At 54.2% G+C, this 19416-nt stretch carries 18 protein-coding genes; 7 read left to right on the forward strand and 11 right to left on the reverse strand.

Annotation, left to right across the window (positions count from 1 at the left end; translation table 11 throughout):
• Positions 1–73 precede the first annotated feature (73 nt).
• Both glnA and RSJ68_07500 read left to right on the forward strand, forming a co-directional pair.
• Positions 74–1492: a type I glutamate--ammonia ligase gene (glnA, locus tag RSJ68_07495; protein WNU96301.1), complete on the forward strand. Its 1419-nt coding sequence runs from the start codon at positions 74–76 to the stop codon at positions 1490–1492.
• A gap of 361 nt (positions 1493–1853) precedes the next feature.
• Positions 1854–2918, forward strand: a complete 1065-nt coding sequence (locus RSJ68_07500; GenBank protein WNU96302.1) for a 2,3-butanediol dehydrogenase — start codon at positions 1854–1856, stop codon at positions 2916–2918.
• Between the two features lie 317 nt (positions 2919–3235).
• Here RSJ68_07500 and RSJ68_07505 read toward each other — a convergent pair whose 3' ends face one another.
• The 9 genes from RSJ68_07505 to edd all read right to left on the reverse strand — a co-directional run bounded on the left by RSJ68_07505 (position 3236) and on the right by edd (position 11688).
• Entirely contained in the window at positions 3236–5410 is a 2175-nt protein-coding gene (locus tag RSJ68_07505; protein ID WNU96303.1) for a TonB-dependent siderophore receptor, read from the reverse strand.
• Between the two features lie 351 nt (positions 5411–5761).
• Positions 5762–6400 (reverse strand): 7-carboxy-7-deazaguanine synthase QueE, encoded by a 639-nt coding sequence (locus RSJ68_07510; protein ID WNU96304.1) that lies wholly within the window; start codon positions 6398–6400, stop codon positions 5762–5764.
• Positions 6397–6768, reverse strand: coding sequence for a DUF1304 domain-containing protein (locus RSJ68_07515; protein WNU96305.1), 372 nt, complete (start codon positions 6766–6768; stop codon positions 6397–6399). Before RSJ68_07515 ends, RSJ68_07510 begins: the two co-directional genes overlap by 4 nt.
• 121 nt (positions 6769–6889) lie before the next feature.
• Positions 6890–7312, reverse strand: a complete 423-nt coding sequence (gene queD, locus RSJ68_07520) for a 6-carboxytetrahydropterin synthase QueD (protein WNU96306.1) — start codon at positions 7310–7312, stop codon at positions 6890–6892.
• Positions 7313–7322: 10 nt separating this feature from the next.
• Positions 7323–7838 carry a DUF1543 domain-containing protein gene (locus tag RSJ68_07525; protein ID WNU96307.1) on the reverse strand — a complete coding sequence of 172 codons (516 nt, stop codon included), beginning with the start codon at positions 7836–7838 and terminating at the stop codon, positions 7323–7325.
• A 137-nt stretch (positions 7839–7975) separates the two neighbouring features.
• Positions 7976–8635 (reverse strand): 7-cyano-7-deazaguanine synthase QueC, encoded by a 660-nt coding sequence (gene queC / locus RSJ68_07530; protein ID WNU96308.1) that lies wholly within the window; start codon positions 8633–8635, stop codon positions 7976–7978.
• Positions 8636–8797: 162 nt separating this feature from the next.
• Entirely contained in the window at positions 8798–9436 is a 639-nt protein-coding gene (locus tag RSJ68_07535; GenBank protein ID WNU96309.1) for a bifunctional 4-hydroxy-2-oxoglutarate aldolase/2-dehydro-3-deoxy-phosphogluconate aldolase, read from the reverse strand.
• 59 nt (positions 9437–9495) lie between these two features.
• On the reverse strand, positions 9496–9633 hold the full coding sequence (locus RSJ68_07540; protein ID WNU96310.1) for a hypothetical protein: 138 nt from the start codon (positions 9631–9633) through the stop codon (positions 9496–9498).
• A gap of 219 nt (positions 9634–9852) precedes the next feature.
• Positions 9853–11688 (reverse strand): phosphogluconate dehydratase, encoded by a 1836-nt coding sequence (edd, locus tag RSJ68_07545; GenBank protein ID WNU96311.1) that lies wholly within the window; start codon positions 11686–11688, stop codon positions 9853–9855.
• 463 nt (positions 11689–12151) lie between these two features.
• On the opposite strand from edd, the gene zwf reads away from it, so the two are divergent.
• From zwf to hexR, 4 genes are all read left to right on the forward strand, one after another.
• Positions 12152–13597 (forward strand): glucose-6-phosphate dehydrogenase, encoded by a 1446-nt coding sequence (gene zwf, locus RSJ68_07550; protein WNU96312.1) that lies wholly within the window; start codon positions 12152–12154, stop codon positions 13595–13597.
• Positions 13598–13812: 215 nt separating this feature from the next.
• The gene (gene pgl / locus RSJ68_07555; protein ID WNU96313.1) at positions 13813–14508 is read left to right on the forward strand and encodes a 6-phosphogluconolactonase; all 696 of its coding nucleotides are present in this window, start codon (positions 13813–13815) and stop codon (positions 14506–14508) included.
• Positions 14489–15490, forward strand: coding sequence for a glucokinase (locus tag RSJ68_07560; protein ID WNU96314.1), 1002 nt, complete (start codon positions 14489–14491; stop codon positions 15488–15490). The genes pgl and RSJ68_07560 overlap by 20 nt, the downstream gene beginning before the upstream one ends.
• 49 nt (positions 15491–15539) lie before the next feature.
• Positions 15540–16388 carry a DNA-binding transcriptional regulator HexR gene (gene hexR / locus RSJ68_07565; GenBank protein WNU96315.1) on the forward strand — a complete coding sequence of 283 codons (849 nt, stop codon included), beginning with the start codon at positions 15540–15542 and terminating at the stop codon, positions 16386–16388.
• Positions 16389–16411: 23 nt separating this feature from the next.
• Here the strand turns inward: hexR and RSJ68_07570 are convergent, their stop codons facing one another.
• Positions 16412–16609, reverse strand: coding sequence for a hypothetical protein (locus tag RSJ68_07570; GenBank protein ID WNU96316.1), 198 nt, complete (start codon positions 16607–16609; stop codon positions 16412–16414).
• 96 nt (positions 16610–16705) lie between these two features.
• Between RSJ68_07570 and pgi the strand changes: the two genes are divergently transcribed.
• Entirely contained in the window at positions 16706–18349 is a 1644-nt protein-coding gene (pgi, locus tag RSJ68_07575; GenBank protein ID WNU96317.1) for a glucose-6-phosphate isomerase, read from the forward strand.
• A 431-nt stretch (positions 18350–18780) separates the two neighbouring features.
• On the opposite strand, the gene RSJ68_07580 is transcribed toward pgi, so the two are convergent.
• Complete coding sequence (locus tag RSJ68_07580) at positions 18781–19374, reverse strand: DNA glycosylase (protein WNU98374.1); 594 nt, start codon at positions 19372–19374, stop codon at positions 18781–18783.
• Positions 19375–19416 lie beyond the last annotated feature (42 nt).

A 19416-nucleotide genomic window follows, 5' to 3' on the forward strand; every position in this document is an offset into this window, starting at 1 on the left:
CCTTCGGCGTGATAAAATGCAGCAGATTTTCCGCGAGATTCCGTATCCGTTACTTCCCATTTAGGAGCCGAAAATGTCTATCAAAGACGCAGTAAAACTGATTGAAGAAAGCGAAGCCCGCTTCGTAGATTTGCGCTTTACCGATACCAAAGGCAAGCAGCACCACTTCACCGTCCCCGCCCGCATCGTCCTCGACGACCCCGAAGAGTGGTTTGAAAACGGTCAGGCGTTTGACGGCTCGTCCATCGGCGGCTGGAAAGGCATTCAGGCATCCGACATGCAGTTGCGTCCCGACCCCGCGACTGCCTTCATCGACCCCTTCTACGACGACACTACCGTCGTCCTTACCTGCGACGTCATCGACCCCGCCGACGGTCAAGGCTACGACCGCGACCCGCGTTCCATCGCCCGCCGCGCCGAAGCCTACCTCAAATCCTCCGGCATCGGCGACACCGCCTACTTCGGCCCCGAACCCGAATTCTTCGTCTTCGACGGCGTAGAGTTTGAAACCGATATGCACAAAACCCGTTACGAAATCACGTCCGAAAGCGGCGCATGGGCAAGCGGGCTGCACATGGACGGTCAAAACACCGGCCACCGTCCCGCCGTCAAAGGCGGCTACGCCCCCGTCGCCCCGATTGATGCCGGACAAGACCTGCGCTCTGCCATGGTGAACATTTTGGAAGAACTCGGCATCGAAGTCGAAGTCCACCACGCCGAAGTCGGCACCGGCAGCCAAATGGAAATCGGCACGCGCTTCGCCACATTGGTCAAACGCGCCGACCAAACCCAAGACATGAAATACGTCATCCAAAACGTTGCCCACAACTTCGGCAAAACCGCCACCTTCATGCCTAAACCCATCATGGGCGACAACGGCAGCGGCATGCACGTCCACCAATCCATCTGGAAAGACGGTCAAAACCTGTTCGCAGGCGACGGCTATGCCGGCTTGAGCGACACCGCCCTCTACTACATCGGCGGCATCATCAAACACGCCAAAGCCCTGAACGCGATTACCAATCCGTCCACCAACTCCTACAAACGCCTTGTGCCGCACTTCGAAGCGCCGACCAAACTCGCCTACTCTGCCAAAAACCGTTCCGCGTCCATCCGCATTCCGTCCGTGAACAGCAGCAAGGCACGCCGCATCGAAGCGCGTTTCCCCGACCCGACCGCCAACCCATACTTGGCGTTCGCCGCCCTGCTGATGGCGGGTTTGGACGGCATTCAAAACAAAATCCACCCGGGCGACCCAGCCGATAAAAACCTCTACGACCTGCCGCCGGAAGAAGACGCACTCGTCCCAACCGTCTGCGCCTCTTTGGAAGAAGCCCTCGCCGCCCTCAAAGCCGACCACGAATTCCTGCTGCGCGGCGGCGTGTTCAGTAAAGACTGGATCGACAGCTACATCGCCTTCAAAGAAGAAGACGTACGCCGCATCCGCATGGCGCCGCATCCGTTGGAATTTGAAATGTATTACAGCCTGTAATCCGCATTTCCTGTCGGGCTAAACGAAAGGTCGTCTGAAAACCTTGTTTCTAGGTTTTCAGACGACCTTTTTTTGTTTATTGGAAATACGGCCTGCCTGCCAAAGCAAAAAGTAGTAAAATAACAGCAATCAAACGACACAAACCCTGCCAATATAGTGGATTAAATTTAAATCAGGACAAGGCGACGAAGCCGCAGACAGTACAAATAGTACGGCAAGGCGAGGCAACGCCGTACTGGTTTAAAGTTAATCCACTATAATAAAAACTGTCGTCATTCAAACGCACACCTACCCTTCCCCGAAAAGCCGTCCTACCTTTCAGACGACCTTTCTTTCCAACCTCAAAACAAGGAGCGTTACAATGAAAGCAGCACGTTTTTACGATAAAGGCGACATCCGCATCGAAGACATCCCCGAACCGACCGTCGCCCCCGGCACCGTCGGTATCAACGTCGCCTGGTGCGGCATCTGCGGTACCGACCTGCACGAATTTATGGAAGGTCCGATTTTCATCCCGCCCTGCGGCCATCCGCACCCGATTTCCGGCGAGTCCGCGCCCGTAACGATGGGACACGAATTCTCCGGCGTGGTTTATGCCGTCGGCGAAGGCGTGGACGACCTCAAAGTCGGACAACACGTCGTAGTCGAACCCTACATCATCCGCGATGACGTACCGACCGGCGAAGGCAGCAACTACCACCTCTCCAAAGACATGAACTTCATCGGTTTGGGCGGCTGCGGTGGCGGTCTTGCCGAAAAAATTGCCGTCAAACGCCGCTGGGTGCATCCGATTTCCGACAAAATCCCGTTAGACCAAGCCGCTTTGATTGAGCCTCTGTCCGTCGGTCATCACGCTTATGTCCGCAGCGGAGCAAAAGCAGGCGATGTCGCATTGGTCGGCGGCGCTGGCCCGATCGGTTTGCTGCTTGCCGCCGTGTTAAAAGCCAAAGGCATCAAAGTCATCATCACCGAATTGAGTAAAGCGCGTAAAGACAAAGCCCGCGAATCCGGCGTTGCCGACTACATCCTCGACCCGTCCGAAGTCGACGTCGTCGAAGAAGTGAAAAAACTGACCAACGGCGAAGGCGTGGACGTCGCATTCGAATGTACCAGCGTCAATAAAGTGCTGGACACCATGGTCGAAGCCTGCCGCCCAACCGCGAAAGTCGTCATCGTATCCATTTGGAGCCATCCTGCCACCATCAACGTCCACAGCGTTGTGATGAAAGAGCTGGACGTACGCGGCACCATCGCCTACTGCAACGACCATGCCGAAACCATCAAACTGGTGGAAGAAGGCAAAATCAACCTCGAACCTTTCATCACCCAGCGTATCAAGCTAGACGAGCTGATTTCCGAAGGCTTCGAGCGTCTGATTCACAACAACGAATCCGCCGTCAAAATCATCGTCAATCCTAACCTGTAAACGACTGACGGACTGATATAGCTAAATAACTTTTTTCGATACGCAACTTATCGGTTATCGTCATTCCCGTCCCCGCCTACGCGAGGACAGGCTACGGCGCGAATCCATTTTTGAAATTCAGAAACTGTTTTCCAAATTAAGGTTTCTCAAATTTTACGATGGATTCCCACCGTAGCCTGTCCTCGCGTAGGCGGGGGTGGGAATGACGGAATTTGATGATATACCGTATTAAAGTTAAGTATGCTTGCTATAGAAACACAAAGGTCGTCTGAAAACCTCAAATCGGGTTTTTCAGACGACCTTTTCTTTTGCCTACTTTAGAAAGTGTGTTTCAACGTAGCAGTCAGGCTGCGAGGCGTGCCGTAAACGTGGATGTCGGGCATGGGGCGGTAGCGTTTGTTGAACACGTTTTCAAAGTCCAAACCGATGCGGGTGGATTTGCCGATTTTGTAATGCGCGGTCAAGTCCAGCGTAGCGCATGGACGTTGGGTTAAGGCTTCTTTACCGGCAGCGGTGAGGGGCTGGTATTCATCAGATACTGCGTTTGTGCTGCTTTGCCAGTTGACGTTTGCACCCAAGTTCAAACGGTCGGTTACGTCATACGCCGTAAAGAGTTTGAAAAGGTGGGTAGGATAAGAAGGGTTGACCAAATTGCCCGAATCGTTTTTGAGTTTGGAGTACGCATAAGAAGCATTGATCAGCCATTTGTCGCTTAGGCGTCCGCCGACGGACAATTCCACGCCTTTGGTCGTTGTGTTGTTAACAGATTCATAGTAAATACGTTGATGTTCATCATCGCGAATTTCTTTCCCCAAATGGTCGCGTTTATTGATAAACGCCGCCGCAGAAGCGTTCAAACGGCCTTCAAACCATGAGGCTTTTAAGCCGAGTTCATATGTTTTGCCGCGTTGCGGTTCGAGCGGTTTGCCGTTTCGATCCAAATTGCGCACTTGCGGGCGGAATATGGTGGTATAGGAGGTGTAGGCTGTCAGATTGTCGTTTAAATCATAACTTGCGCCCAAATAGGGGATAAATACCTTGTTTTTATGCCTGCTGTCGGCAAAATTGTTGCGATCAGAACTGTAGCGGTATTGCCAATCGACAAACCGTCCGCCGCCTATCAATGCCAGCCTGTCAGTCAGTTTGAAACGGGTCGAACCATAAACAGAGAAGTTTTTCATATGAGCAAAGCCGTCGCGAAGGTAGGGTATGGACGGTTTTGTGAAATTTCCGTCAAAAAGGCGCAAATCAGGGACAATCCCATCTTCATTTTCTTTGTAATATGAAGGAGTTTCCTTATTGTACTGATAGCTGATGCCGGCATTGAATTCATGTCTGCGTCCAAAAAGCGGGTAATCGCCGTCCAAACTCAGAGAAAAATCTTGGTCGGTGTACTTGGCTTGGTCGCGCTCGGCAACGAATTGAGCGGAATAGTCCGGATTAATGACAAAAGGACCGGCCATGCCGGCAACCGCGTCACTTTTTCCATAAGTATGGCTGTAGTTGCCGTTCAGAGTCCAACCGTTTTCAAACTCATGATTGACAGAGGTGAAGATTTCCGCACTGTTTTCTTTACCGTAAGCCCATTTTGCTGAGGAATTGCTGCGCGGTGAGGCTGCAAACGGTTCGAAAGGTTGATTGTTGTCAGGGTCTCCCGCTACGGTCAGATAGCTGAAAGGAGAGCTGCCGGTATTGCGGAAACGGTGTATTTCCGTACCGAGGCGCCATTGGGTTTGCGGCGTGAGGTCGTAGGACAGAATACCGTAGAAAGTGTGATTGTGGCGCGAAGTGTTCGGCAAGTAATCGCCGCCGTGGTCGCTGACCAAAATGGCGCGGCCGCGCAAGGTATTGTCGGCATTCAGAGGATGATTGGCATCAAGGACGAAACGGTAGTGTTTCCAAGAACCGACACCGGCTTCCACGCTGACGGCTGGCTTGGCAGTCGGTTTTTTGCGTTCCAAAGCAACCGTACCGCCCGGTTCGCCCATACCGCCGTTGGACAAACCGCTTGCGCCGCGCACGACGACAACTTGTTCGTACAATGCGCTGTCCAGATTGTTGGTGCCGCGGCGGATGGCTTTACTGTCGTAAAGGAACTTGGGCGCGCCGTCCACAGAAATGCTGTCAATCGCCTGACTGCGCGAAATAAACTCGCTGTGGCCGGAGACGTTGTTGCCCATTTTGCTGTGGAACACGCCCGGTGTTTGTTTCAATACGTCCTGCAAGGTATCCAAACCTTGGTCGTCCATTTGTTTTTCAGTGACGACAGACAAGGACTGCGGCGTTTCACGCTGGGTCAGGCGGATGCCTGTCGCGGCGGAGGAAGCGGGAATGGTGTAGTTGGAGGTTGTCTGTTTGCCGACGCCCCGTACTTGGACAGTAGGCAAATCAACCTGCTCAACCCCATCCCCAGCACCTAAGGAGTAAGCAGATAAAAGTGCCGCAGCAACAGCAACCGGCAAACGTGCCGGACGAAATTTAGATAATGGCATGGTGTCTCCTAATTATTTAGCCGTCCGAACGGCAGCGGAGTTCCAAACCTCCTTGCACCATTCGGCAGCAAACGGCTTTTTATGCATTAAATAAGAATTTTTATCAAATTTCTGTAATAGGATGAAATAAACGGTCGGAGTATAGGTAACTGACGGGCATGAATCAAATAATTTACACAGTCCCCGATACATCATTTTCATCTGCATGACCATCTTTCATTCTCAATCAAACAAATCCAAAAGTTGTAAAAAAGGTCGTCTGAAAATTTTCAGACGACCTTTTCAATAATATAAGGATTTAGAAGAATGATATTTGCGTATTAGGTTGGCATTTGATTCTTCACCATTCCCCTACTCTATCCCCGCCCATTTGTGTGTCTGCACGCTCAACTGCCAATGCACGGGCGCGTCGGGGCGGCTGTTTAAGATACCGATTTGGCGGATGGTGTCGTAGATGTTCATCACACCGTTTTGTTCGCAGGGCGAAAGGTAGTAATGGCGCGCGCGGATTTTGCGTTCCATGTTTTCGCAGAACGCAACGACATCGCCGTCCGCCACGATGCGTACTTCGTTGGCCTCGGCGATGCAGTTGGTTTCATATTTGGCGGCGTAGCAGGCTTTGGGGCTGGTGGCGACGTAGTTGATTTGCGGCGGCGCGGGCTTGAGTCCGTTGGTTTCGATGCAGAGGAAATAACCTTCTGCCTTGAGCGCGTCCAGCAGCGTATCGAGATGCGGCTGGATGGTCGGCTCGCCGCCGGTGATGATGATATTGCGCGCAGTGTAGGTTTTCAGACGACCTAAGATGTCGGACAGGCTCATCATGCCGAATTTCAAATAATCGGTATCACACCAGCCGCACGCCAGATTGCATTTGCCCAAGCGGACGAAAACGGCAGGCATACCAGTGTTCCAACCCTCGCCTTGCAGGCTCTCGAAAATTTCAACGATGCGGTATTGCGGATTTTCGGGGGCGACGCTGATTTTTTTCATACCGCCAACACCGCTGCCGCCGCCAGCATCGCGGGCAGGCCTTGCTTGACGAGTATGCCTTTGTTGCCGGAAGAGAACGCACCCCATGCGGCGGCAATCAACACGAAGCCGAGAAACAGAATCGTCGCGCCGTAAACGGCGTTGTCCGGCGCGGCAAACCGCGACCACACCAGCCCGATGCCGAGAAAGCCGTTATACAGCCCTTGGTTGCTGAACAGGGTCTGCACGCGCTTTTGTTCCATAAATTCATAAGGCAGCTTGAACATTTCCGCCGCCTTTTCGCTGGGAATCTGCGTCATTTCAAGCCAGGCGATGTAGAAATGTTCGGCGGCGACGAGGAGGACTAAGAGGGTGGAAAGGAGTTTCATGGGTGTTCCTTTTAATGGGTGTATTTGATATGGAAGGTCGTCTGAAACATGGGCAATCGGATTTTCAGACGAGCTTTTTGCTTTTTAACGGATGATTTTGGTTCGCTGGCAAAACCGCGCCCTACTCCCCTTCATACTCCGCACACGATGTCGGCGTTTCCCACAATTTCACGCTGCACACTTTCAGCCCCGCGTTTTGCAAACGGTCATACATTTCGACCGCCATATTTTCGGCGGTGGTGCGGCAGGGCAGGCACAGGGTTTTCATGTTCCAGCCCTCCAAGAGCGCGGCGATTTGGCATTCGCGACCGTTGCCGCCATTGTAGATAAACGCATGATCGAAAGGGTCGGTAATGTGTTTTTTCACAATGGCTTTGAGGTCGGTGAAATCCATCACCATGCCGTCTTTCGCGCCACCCCGTATGGGTTCGTCTGAAACGGTGATTTCGAGTTTGTAGGTATGCCCGTGCAGGTTTTGGCATTTGCCGTCATGCCCGTCGAGCATGTGTGAAGAGTCGAAGGTAAATATCTTGGTAATTTTCATGGTCGGTACTTTAAATCGGTAAATAGCCCTGAAAGCCGATTTCGGCAGGCTTGCCGTGCGGATTCGGGGTCAGGCGGATGGTGTGATTGCCGATGCGGTCGAGCCGGAGCAGGTTGTCCACGTCTTTTAAGTTGTCTTTATGCTGCTGAACATGGTCGGTCAACAGGGTTTGCAGGGCTTTTTGTTTGGCTTCGGCAGGCGTGGCGGCGGCGAACAGTCCGAAAGCGTGCGCCTCGGCAAGCTGCCCCGCGCGATAGCCGCCGACATTGACGAAATACAGGTGCGGGGCGTTTTCAGACGACCCCTTTGGCTCGGCGTGGTCGGATACATCGACATCGTAACCGTCCACCCATTCGACAACCTGCCAGCCGTCAATGTGGATTTTGTCCGCATCGCCGAACCATGCGGCTTTGAGCGCAGGGATGGCTTCACGGTAATCGTCGCACACGGCAAATTGGATGTCGTGCACTTCGATATTGGAGCGGCCTGCGTTACCGCCGAGATAGAACATATAAAGTTTGGTCATGATAAGGCTTGTATCGGATGATGGTTGTATAGTGGATTAAATTTAAATCAGGACAAGGCGACGAAGCCGCAGACAGTACAGATAGTACGGCAAGGCGAGGCAACGCCGTACTGGTTTAAAGTTAATCCACTATATTTTCAGACGACCCTTTTACTTTCCAAATATTCCGCCAACCCGCGCTCGCGCAACACGCAGCTCGGGCATTCGTGGCAGCCGCCGACGATGCCGTTGTAGCAGGTGTGTGTCTCTTCGCGGATGTAGTCCAGCGCGCCCATTTCGTCCGCCAGCGCCCAAGTTTGCGCTTTGGTCAGGTACATCAGCGGGGTGTGGATTTGGAAGGCGTAGTCCATCGCCAGATTGAGGGTGACGTTCATGGATTTGACGAACACGTCGCGGCAGTCGGGATAGCCAGAGAAGTCGGTTTCGCACACGCCCGCGATGATGTGCCTGATGCCTTGTCCTTTGGCGTAGATGGCGGCGTATAGCAGAAAAAGGGCGTTGCGTCCGTCCACGAAGGTATTGGGCAGTCCGTCTGAAGCGGTTTCGATGGCGGCGGTGTCGTCCATCAGGGCGTTGTGTGTAATTTGCTGCATCAGGCTCAAGTCGAGTACGGTTTGTTTGACGCCCAAATCCTGAGCGATCCAGCGGGCGCGTTCCAGCTCGACGGCGTGGCGTTGTCCGTATTGGAAGGTGATGGCTTGGACGTTTTCGCGCCCGTAGGTTTGAATCGCCTGAATCAGGCAGGTGGTGGAATCCTGGCCGCCGGAGAAGATGACCAAGGCTTGTGGGTGTTGCATGGTGAATCCTAGTTTTGGTAACGCGGGAGGTTTGCGAACCGCGAAAATGGAAAAAATTGTACGGATTATAGCGGATTTCGTCCGAATATACGCCGCCTGAAAGAACAAGGTCGTCTGAAACCCTGGAAAACGGTTTAAGACGACCTTTGGGATGTGGGAGCATCAGGCTTTAGGTTTCAACGCCGCCGCTTCTTTGGCGAGGCGTGTAATGGTGTCCCAGTCTTTGTTTTTCACGGCTTCTTTCGGTGTCAGCCATGAACCACCGACGCACAAGACGTTGGGCAGTGCCAAGTAATCGGGGGCGGTGGCGAGGCTGATGCCGCCGGTCGGGCAGAAGCGCACCTCGGCATAAGGGCCGTAGAGGGCTTTGAGCATGGCTTTGCCGCCGACGACTTCGGCGGGGAAGAGTTTGAGGGTATCGATGCCGTGTTCCAAAGCCAGTTGGACTTCGCCCGGAGTGGCAACGCCGGGAATCAGGGGGATGCCGCTGTTGTGGCTGGCTTTGGCGAGGGATTCGTGCAAACCCGGGCTGATGGCGAAAACCGCGCCTGCGTCTTCGACGGCTTTGAGCTGTTCGGGGTTGGTAACCGTACCCGCGCCGACGATGGCGTTGGGCACTTCTTTCGCAATCAGGCGGATGGCGTCGAGGCCGACGGGAGTGCGCAGGGTGATTTCGAGGGTGGGGATGCCGCCTTCGACAAGGGCATGGGACAAATCGACGGCGGTACTCAAGTCGTCAATCGCCATCACAGGCACAACTGCGCCGGCAGTCAGGATTTCGCGTGGGGTCAGTTTGGACATTTCGATTCTCCAGGTGGGATGGGGTTGTCGTTTTTGTTGAGGTCAAACGGGATGGGGTTTTAAGTTTTCAGACGACCTTTGGGGGCTATATTCGGATACCCGTATCCGACAAATGCCACAATAACGTCGGATTCGAGAATCCGACCTACGTCTACTGTGCCGGCAGTCAGGATTTCGCGTGGGGTCAGTTTGGACATTTCGATTCTCCAGGTGGGATGGGGTTGTCGTTTTTGTTGAGGTCAAATGGGATGGGGTTTTAAGTTTTCAGACGACCTTTGGGGCTGTAGGTCGGATTCTTGAATCCGACATCTTGGGCGGCTGTGTCGGATTTCGAGTATCCGACTTACGTCTGTTTTAAACGGCTTGAATAATTTTTCAGACGACCTTTCGTTCACAAAGGTCGTCTGAAACGTACATCAGGCAAATTCGCCGCCGAAGCTCATGGCGCCGGTTTCTGCGCTGCTGGTCATGCTGCGGAAGTTGGCGAAGAGTTCGCGGCCACAGCCTTGTTGGTTGGCGCTCAAGTCGATGTGTTCGACTTCGCGGGCGTTCCATTCGGCTTCGTTAATCAGGACGTTGAGTTCGCCGGTAACGGAGTCGAAGCGGATCAGGTCGCCGGTACGGATTTTGGCGATGTTGCCGCCCATCAGGGCTTCGGGCGTCATGTGGATGGATGCGGGTACTTTGCCGGATGCGCCGGACATACGGCCGTCGGTCAGCAGCGCCACTTTGAAGCCGCGGTCTTGCAGGATGCCCAAAGGCGGGGTCAGTTTGTGCAACTCAGGCATACCGTTGGCGCGCGGGCCTTGGTAGCGGACGACGCACACAAAATCGCGTTCCAACTCGCCGCGTTCAAATGCGGCCAACACTTCGCGTTGGTCATTGAACACGATGGCGGGCGCTTCGATGATGCGGCAGCCTTCGCGCACGGCGGACACTTTAATCACGCCGCGTCCGATATTGCCTTTCATCAGGCGCAGGCCGCCGTCTGGGGAGAAAGGGTTGTCGGCTTTGCGCAGGATGTCGTCGTTGCCGCTGGTTTCGGGGGCTTCGCGCCATTCGAGTTTGCCGTCGATGAGGAAAGGCTCTTTGGTGTAGTGGCGCATACCGTGTCCGACGACGGTATCGACATCGTCGTGCAACAAGCCTGCGTCCAGCAATTCGCGGATGACGAAAGGCAGGCCGCCTGCCGCGGTAAAGTGGTTCACGTCGGCTTTGCCGTTGGGGTACACGCGGATAAGCAGCGGGATGATAGAAGAAATTTCGTCAAAGTCGTCCCAATTCAAAATTACGCCGGCGGCGCGCGCCATGGCAACGAGGTGCATGGTGTGGTTGGTCGAACCGCCGGTCGCCATCAGACCAATCAGGGCGTTGATGAAGGATTTTTCGGTCAACATTTCGCCCAAAGGTTTGATGGTGCCGTTTTTGATACCGCGAGCGAGGTGTCCGGCGGCGTAGCGGGTCAGGGCTTCACGCAAATCGGTATAAGGATGGACGAAGGCGGCGGCGGGCAGGTGTACGCCCATCATTTCCATCATCATTTGGTTGGAGTTTGCCGTGCCGTAGAAAGTGCAGGTGCCGGGGCTGTGATAAGAACCCATTTCGCTTTCAAGTAAGGCGTCGCGGCCGACTTTGCCTTCGGCGAAAAGCTGGCGAGTACGGGCTTTTTCTTTATTGCCGATACCGCTGGACATAGGGCCTGCGGGGACGAAGATGCCGGGAATATGACCGAACGAAAGCGCGCCAATCATCAAACCCGGTACGATTTTGTCGCACACGCCCATAAACAGGCTGCCGTCAAACATTTGGTGCGACAGACCCACGGCGGTACTCATGGCAATCACGTCGCGGGAGAATAGCGACAATTCCATACCGGCATAGCCTTGCGTGATGCCGTCGCACATGGCAGGCGTGCCGCCAGCGACTTGCGCGGTCGCGCCGTTTTTCTGCGCTTCGTCTTTAATTTGATCGGGGAAGTCTTTAAACGGCTGGTGTGCGGAAACCATGTCGTTGTAGGCGGTGATGATGCCTAAGTTGGGAACGGTATCCTGAAGCATTTCGATTTTGATGCTTTTGGGCATGGCGGCGTAACCGTGCGCCAAGTTGCTGCAACCGAGTTGGTTGCGCTCCAGCCGTCCCATTTGTTTGGCGCTGCGGATTTTCGCCAGATATTTTTCGCGGGTCGGACGGCTGCGCTCGATGATGCGCTCGGTGATTTCGGCGAGCTTGGGGTGGATAGGAGTGGGGGTCATGTTCGGTCTCCTGTCGGAAGGGGTGGTATGGGATTTTTGTTTGCGCGTTTCTGATTTTTTGTATTGGGTGTGGGGCGTTCAGCATTTCAGACGACCTTTCAAACCGTACAAGGGGTCGTCTGAAAACCTCACTCTATATATGTAGGCTATTATAATATAAAACTTGTAATTTAGTTACAAAATAATCCGCTAAATGTAAGAAATTTGATTTAAATCGTGATATGCGTCATTTGTGAAAATCTACCAGACCAAACTCATCAAACTTTTAAACTAAGTCAAATAATTTGTAAAAATGAGAATAGACAAAATGTGTAGCCATGTGTAGTATTACTACTCATTAGCCCGCCTGTTTTGAAATTTTGATGCAGGCGATTGGTTTCCATTGCTTTTCTGCCGAAACCGCCCGTCTTTCACGGCATCCGGCGACACCGGCACAAGGCCTTCCTCAACGAGAGATAAAACGATGAGTACACAAACAAATTTTGATTTGGTGTTGTTCGGTGCGACCGGCGATTTGGCGATGCGCAAGCTGCTGCCTTGTCTGTATCAGGCGCACGTTGCAGGGTTGCTCAATCCTCAGGGCCGTATTTTGGGCGTCAGCCGCAGCGATTTGGATACGGCGGGCTTTTTGGCAAAAGTGGAAACCAACTCCAAAATCCATGTCAAACAAAACTTTTCAGACGACGCTTGGGCATCGTTCGTCAAACGCATCGAATATTTGAAAGTCGACGTTACCCAAGAATCCGATTTTGCCGCTTTGGGCGAAAAAGTCAAAGCCCGCAAAGAAACCGACAACGTCATCATCTACCTTTCCACCGCGCCGAAATTCTTCGCGCAAGCCTGTGAAAACCTTGCCAAAATAGGGCTGAACGCCGACGACGCGCGCGTCGTTTTGGAAAAACCGCTGGGTACCGACCTCGCCTCTTCCCAACAAATCAATATCGATGTCGCCCGCTACTTCAAAGAAAGCCAAATCTACCGCATCGACCACTACTTAGGCAAAGAAAGCCTGCAAAACCTGCTGGCGCTGCGTTTTGCAAACGTGATGTTCGAGCCGTTGTGGAACAACAAATACATCGAAAGCGTACAACTGACCATCGCCGAACAGCTCGGCGTGGAAGAACGCGGCGAGTTCTACGACATTACCGGCGCGCTGCGCGACATGGTGCAAAACCACCTGATGCAAATGCTGTGCATGACCGCGATGGAAGCGCCCGCCAGCTTGGATGCCGACGCAGTGCGCGATGAAAAAGTCAAAGTCATCAAATCTTTGAAACCGCTGACCATCGAATCCGTCAACGAAAACGTCGTGCGCGGACAATACACCGCCGCCAAAGGCATGAACGGCTATCTGCAAGAAATCAACGTTCCGCAAGACAGCTTCACCGAAACCTACGTCGCCATCAAAGCCGAAATCGAAAACGACCGTTGGAAAGGCGTTCCTTTCTACCTGCGTACCGGCAAACGCATGGCGGGCAAAGTGGCGGAAATCGTATTGAACTTCCGTCCGCTGCAAAACCATATTTTTGAAAACAGCCAAGCCGCGCCAAACCGTTTGGTTATCGAATTGCAGCCGACCGAATCCGTGCGCCTCTATACGCAGATGAAAACGCCGGGCGCAGGCAACAAAGTCGAAATCGTGCCGCTGGCAGCCGACTTGGAAAAAGTCCTCGAAGGCCGCCGCGCCGAAGCTTACGAACGCCTGCTGTTGGACGTCATCAACGGCAAGCTCGCCCTCTTCAACCGCCGCGACGAACTCGAAGCCGCTTGGGAATATGTGATGCCGATTCTGGAAAACTGGGCAAGCAACACCACCCCGCCGCACGGCTACGACGCGCATTCATGGGGCCCGGAAGCCGCCCGCGAACTGTTGGCGCGCGACGGACACAAGTGGCACGAAGACCAGTAAAGCCTTTTCAGACGACCTTTGTTTGAAGCGTTCACGGTTCAAAAAGGTCGTCTGAAAACCATAAGGCGGCAGATTAGGCGTTTCCGCCGACATTCGCGCTGCCATCGACAATACAGGCTCTCACTTACTTTCCCGCTCACAAACACTGCCTTTCAGACGACCTCCTGCCCCCTTCTTAACAAAAGGTCGTCTGAAAACAGAGAAAGGACACTTTTATGTTCGTTTGGCATGAATACGAAAACGCAGCAGCCGCTTCACAGGCTTTGGCAGACGCAGTCGCCGCCGCGCTGCAAAACGCGCTGGATAACAAAGGCAGCGCAGTGTTGGCGGTTTCCGGCGGCCGCTCGCCGATTCCCTTCTTCCAAGCCCTGTCGCAAAAAGATTTGGACTGGCAAAAAGTCGGCATCACTTTGGTTGACGAGCGCATCGTGCCGACGACCCACGCCGACAGCAACACCGCCTTGGCACACGAATACCTGCTGCAAAACAAAGCCGCCGCAGCGACTTGGATTCCCGTTGTCGAAGCGGGTAAAACTGAAACTGAATTACAACCCGACAGCGTCGTTGCCTACGCGCTGAAACATTACAAACAACCTGACGTACTGATTTTGGGCATGGGCGGCGACGGACATACCGCCTCCCTCTTCCCGAAAGCGCCGCAGCTGAAGGCAGCCATCAACGAATCAGACGACCCGACCCTCATCCACACCACGCCCGTTACCGCGCCGCACGAGCGCGTCAGCATGACCTTGGGCGCCATCGCCAAAACGGAAAACGTCTTTTTGGCGATTCAGGGTGCGGAGAAAAAAGCCGTGTTCGACAAAGCCGCCGCGCGCGCCGATTTGGAATATCCGACCAGCCTGGTATTGAACCATCAAGGAGTGAACTGCCATGTCTTCTACTCAAACTGATATTCAACAACCCGTCGGCAAAAACTATCCGCGCCTGGTTGCCGACATCGGCGGCACCAACGCCCGCTTCGCGCTCGAAACCGCCCCGCAGCAGATTGAAAAAGCCCAAGTCTTGCCGTGCAAAGACTACGACACCATCGTCGATGCCGCCAAAGCCTATTTGGAACAGGCAGGCGGAGCCGAAGTCCGGCACGCCGCATTCGCCATCGCCAACCCGATTTTGGGCGACTGGGTGCAAATGACCAACCACCACTGGGCGTTTTCTATCGAAACCACCCGTCAGGCATTGGAGCTGGACACCCTCATCCTCTTGAACGACTTTACCGCGCAGGCATTGGCGGTAACGCAGACTTCAAGCAAAGACCTGATGCAGGTAGGCGGGCATAAACCCATCGAATTTGCCCCCAAAGCCGTCATCGGGCCGGGAACCGGTTTGGGCGTGAGTGGACTGGTGCACAGCCCCGCAGGCTGGGTCGCGCTTGCCGGCGAAGGCGGCCATTCCAGTTTCCCGCCGTTTGACGACATGGAAGTTTTGATTTGGCAGTATGCGAAAAACAAATACGGCCATGTTTCCGCCGAACGCTTCCTCAGCGGCGCAGGTTTGAGCCTGATTTACGAAGCACTCGCCAAACGCGACAAACTGAAAAACTACCGCCTCAAACCGTCCGAAATCACCGAAAAAGCCTTAAGCGGCACTTCCCCGCTCTGCCGTCAGACTTTGGACCTCTTCTGCGCCATGCTCGGCACGGTTGCCTCCAACCTCGCCCTGACGCTGGGCGCGCGCGGCGGCGTGTATTTGTGCGGCGGCATCATCCCCCGCGTTTTGGAATATTTTAAAACCTCACCTTTCCGCAGCCGCTTTGAAAACAAAGGCCGTTTCGAAGCCTATCTCGCCGCGATTCCCGTCTATGTCGTCTTAAGCGAATTTCCGGGCATCACCGGCGCAGCGGCGGCACTCGACAACCACTTGAAAAACGTTTAATCACACAAGCCGCCCCGACAAGGGGCGGCACACACCGAAGGGCATATTTATGTTAAGCAAAATCAGCGAATCACTGTCAAACCTGTCGGGCGCAGAACGCAAAGTCGCCGAATGCGCCTTGGCTGAACCCAAATGGTTTGTCCATGCCGCCGTCGCCGAAATCGCCGAGCGCGCATCCGTCAGCCAGCCGACCGTCATCCGTTTTTGCCGCAGCCTGGGCTACAAAGGACTGCCCGAGTTCAAACTCGCCCTGTCCGCCAGCATAGGCCACGAAGGTATGCCCTACGTCCATGAAGAGCTCAACGCCGACGACGACATGAGCATCGTTGTCGAAAAAGTATTGGGCAACGCCGCCGCCTCCATTTTGGGCGAACGCCGCTTCCTGAAAGAGTCCGAACTGGAAAACGCCATCGCCACCCTGATGCACGCGCGCCGTGTCGAATTCTACGGCGTCGGCAACTCCGGCATCGTCGCCCAAGACGCACAACACAAATTCTTCCGCTTCGGCATTTCCACCGTCGCCTACGTCGATACCCACACCCAACTGATGGCAGCTTCCGTCCTGTCCGACCAAGACGTTGTCGTCGCCATTTCCAACACCGGCTCGTCCATCGAGCTTTTAGACGCCGTCAGCATCGCCAAAGAAAACGGCGCATCCGTCATCGCCCTGACCCGCAACGACTCCCCGCTGGCACAGCTTGCCGACTGCGTATTGAGCATCGCCACGCAGGAAAACGCCGAACTCTACACCCCCATGGTGTCCCGCCTGCTGCAACTCGCCGTCATCGACATCCTCGCCATCGGACTCGCCCTGCGCTTGGGCGATGCCGCCAGCCTGCAACTGCAAAAAAGCAAAAAAAGCATACACAACAAACACATCGATTACGACAAAGACTAAACAATATAGTGGATTAACAAAAATCAGGACAAGGCGACGAAGCCGCAGACAGTACAGATAGTACGACAAGGCGAGGCAACGCCGTACTGGTTTAAAGTTAAGCCACTATACATTTTCAGACGACCCGACATATCCCAAGGTCGTCTGAAAATACCGGCCAAAAAATCAGTGCCGCCGTTTTCCTTCCCTGCTGAACCCAAATAACGGCAGACACCCCGCATTCACACCCAACCCTAAAAACGGAAACCCGCCCGTTCCCGTTTCAGACGACCTCGCGGCCGTTTTCCCACAAAACCGTCCAACCTCAGGAGCATCCGATGAAACACCTTCACGACTTACCGGCTTGGTCAAAATTATGGATACATTTTGACGAAACCAAAGAACAACACATGCGCGAAATGTTCGATCAAGACCCGCAGCGTGCCGAACGCTACTGGCTGCAAGTCGGCGGACTGACGCTGGATTACTCCAAAAACCGCATCAACGACGAAACCATGGCACTGTTGTTCGAGCTTGCCCGTGAAGCCGGCGTACCCGAACGCATGCAGCAGATGTTCCGCGGCGAAAAAATCAACACCACCGAAAACCGCGCCGTCCTCCACGTCGCCCTGCGCAACCGCACCAACTCCCCCATCGTCGTTGACGGCGAAGACGTCATGCCCAAAGTCAACCACGTCCTCCAACGTATGGGCGAATTTGCACACGAAGTCCGCAGCGGCAGCTGGTTAGGCTATACCAACCAAGTCATCACCGACATCGTCAACATCGGCATCGGCGGCTCCGACCTCGGCCCGCTGATGATGTGTACCGCGCTCAAACCCTTCGGACACCCCCGCCTCAACATGCACTTCGTCTCCAACGTGGACGGCTCCCAACTGCGCGACGTATTGTCCAAAGTCCACCCTGAGACCACCCTCTTCATCATCGCCTCTAAAACCTTCACCACCCAAGAAACCCTCACCAACGCCCTGACCGCGCGCAAATGGTTCCTTGACCACGCAGGCGACGAAGCCGCCGTCGCCAAACACTTCGTCGCCGTCTCCACCAACCAAAAAGCCGTTGCCGAATTCGGCATCGACACCGCCAACATGTTCGAATTTTGGGACTGGGTCGGCGGACGATACAGCCTCTGGTCAGCCATCGGCCTGCCCATCATGCTCTATTTGGGCGAAGAAAACTTCATCGAAATGCTCAACGGCGCGCACCTGATGGACCAACACTTCATCAACACCCCGCTCGAGCGCAACATGCCCGTCATCCTCGCCCTCATCGGCATCTGGTACATCAACTACTACGGCGGCGGCAGCCACGTCATCGCGCCTTACGACCAACACCTCCACCGCCTGCCCAAATTCATCCAGCAGCTCGACATGGAGAGCAACGGCAAACAAGTTACCCTCGACGGCAAAGCAGTCGGCTACGAAACCTCCCCGATTATTTGGGGCGAAACCGGCATCAACGGTCAGCACGCCTTCTTCCAACTGCTGCACCAAGGCACCCACATTACCCCGATCGACCTCATCGCCTCGCTTGAAAAACGCAGCAACCTGCGCGGCCACCATGAAATCCTACTCGCCAACGTCTTCGCCCAAGCCGAAGCCTTCATGCGCGGCAAAACCCCCGACGAAGTCCGCGCCGAACTCAAAGCCCAAGGCATGGAAGCAGAGCGCATCGAAGAGCTGGTTCCGCACAAAACCTTCTCAGGCAACCGCCCGACCAACCTCATCCTCATGGACAAAATCAACCCCCGCAACATGGGCAGCCTGATCGCCATGTACGAACACAAAACCTTCGTCCAAGGCATCATCTGGGGCATCAACAGCTTCGACCAATGGGGCGTCGAACTCGGCAAACAGCTCGCCAAAACCATCCTCGCCGAACTGACCGGCGAAACCGGCGTACAAAAACACGACAGCTCCACCACCCGCCTGATCAACCTTTATCTGAACGCCAACAAATAAAGACAGCCCCATCAGGACAAAAGGTCGTCTGAAAACCCAGATTCAAGGTTTTCAGACGACCTTTTTTACCGAATACCGCCGCGTTAATACAGATATATTGGATTAAATTTAAATCAGGACAAGGCGACGAAGCCGCAGACAGTACAGATAGTACGGAACCGATTCACTTGGTGCTTCAGCACCTTAGAGAATCGTTCTCTTTGAGCTAAGGCGAGGCAACGCCGTACCGGTTTAAAGTTAATCCACTATAACGGTTCATTTGACCTTTAATAATAAGGTACCCTCTGCCTGCCGTCATTCCCGCACAGGCGGGAAGCCATGTTTGAATTTAAGAAACTGTTTCTCAAACATCCGTATCTTAAAACCTCCAAGTATGTACCCCACGGCAACTCATCCTTGCGCAGGCGAGATGTAACGACGGTATAAGTACCTCACACCAAACCCGCCATTTCGAAAAACGCCCGATACGCCGCCGCCTTTTTCGCCAAACTCAAAGGATAAGCACGCGAAGTGGACGGCAGGCGGGTTAGGGTCAAATCCCGTCCGGCAAACGGAAACGGCACGGTTTCGCCCGTTTTCGGCATTTTGATACCGCCGCCCTGAATATCAAGCAGGACTTCCGTCGCCTTGCCGCCGGTGGTGCAGATATGGCGGCAGTCGGGCATCTGCGCCAACACCGCCGCCAAATCGACGGTTTCGACCACTTGCAAAAACTTGTCCGACGCATTGCCGTGTTCCCGCACCGCCTTTAATACGGTCGGGCAGGACGCAATCCCTCGTTCGCGCAAAAACGCCTTGATTTTCTCCGCATCAAACGCTTTTTCAGACGACCTTTGGAAATGCGCCGCATCATTAAAAAACACCAGCCCGTAGACGCGCCACATATCGTTTTGGAAATTCGGATAATGAAACTGCATCGCGCGTTTGTCTTCCTTGGGCGGAAACGTCCCCATCATCATCACCGTCGCCTGCGGCGGCAGCAAGGCGGGAAAAGGGTGGGTTTCGATTTCAAGCGGAGCGGACATCATGATTTCCTTGATAAAAAATATTGAACACAAAGCAGCAGG

The organism is Neisseria sp. DTU_2020_1000833_1_SI_GRL_NUU_006 (assembly GCA_032388755.1).
GTDB classification, from domain to species: Bacteria; Pseudomonadota; Gammaproteobacteria; order Burkholderiales; family Neisseriaceae; genus Neisseria; species Neisseria sicca_C.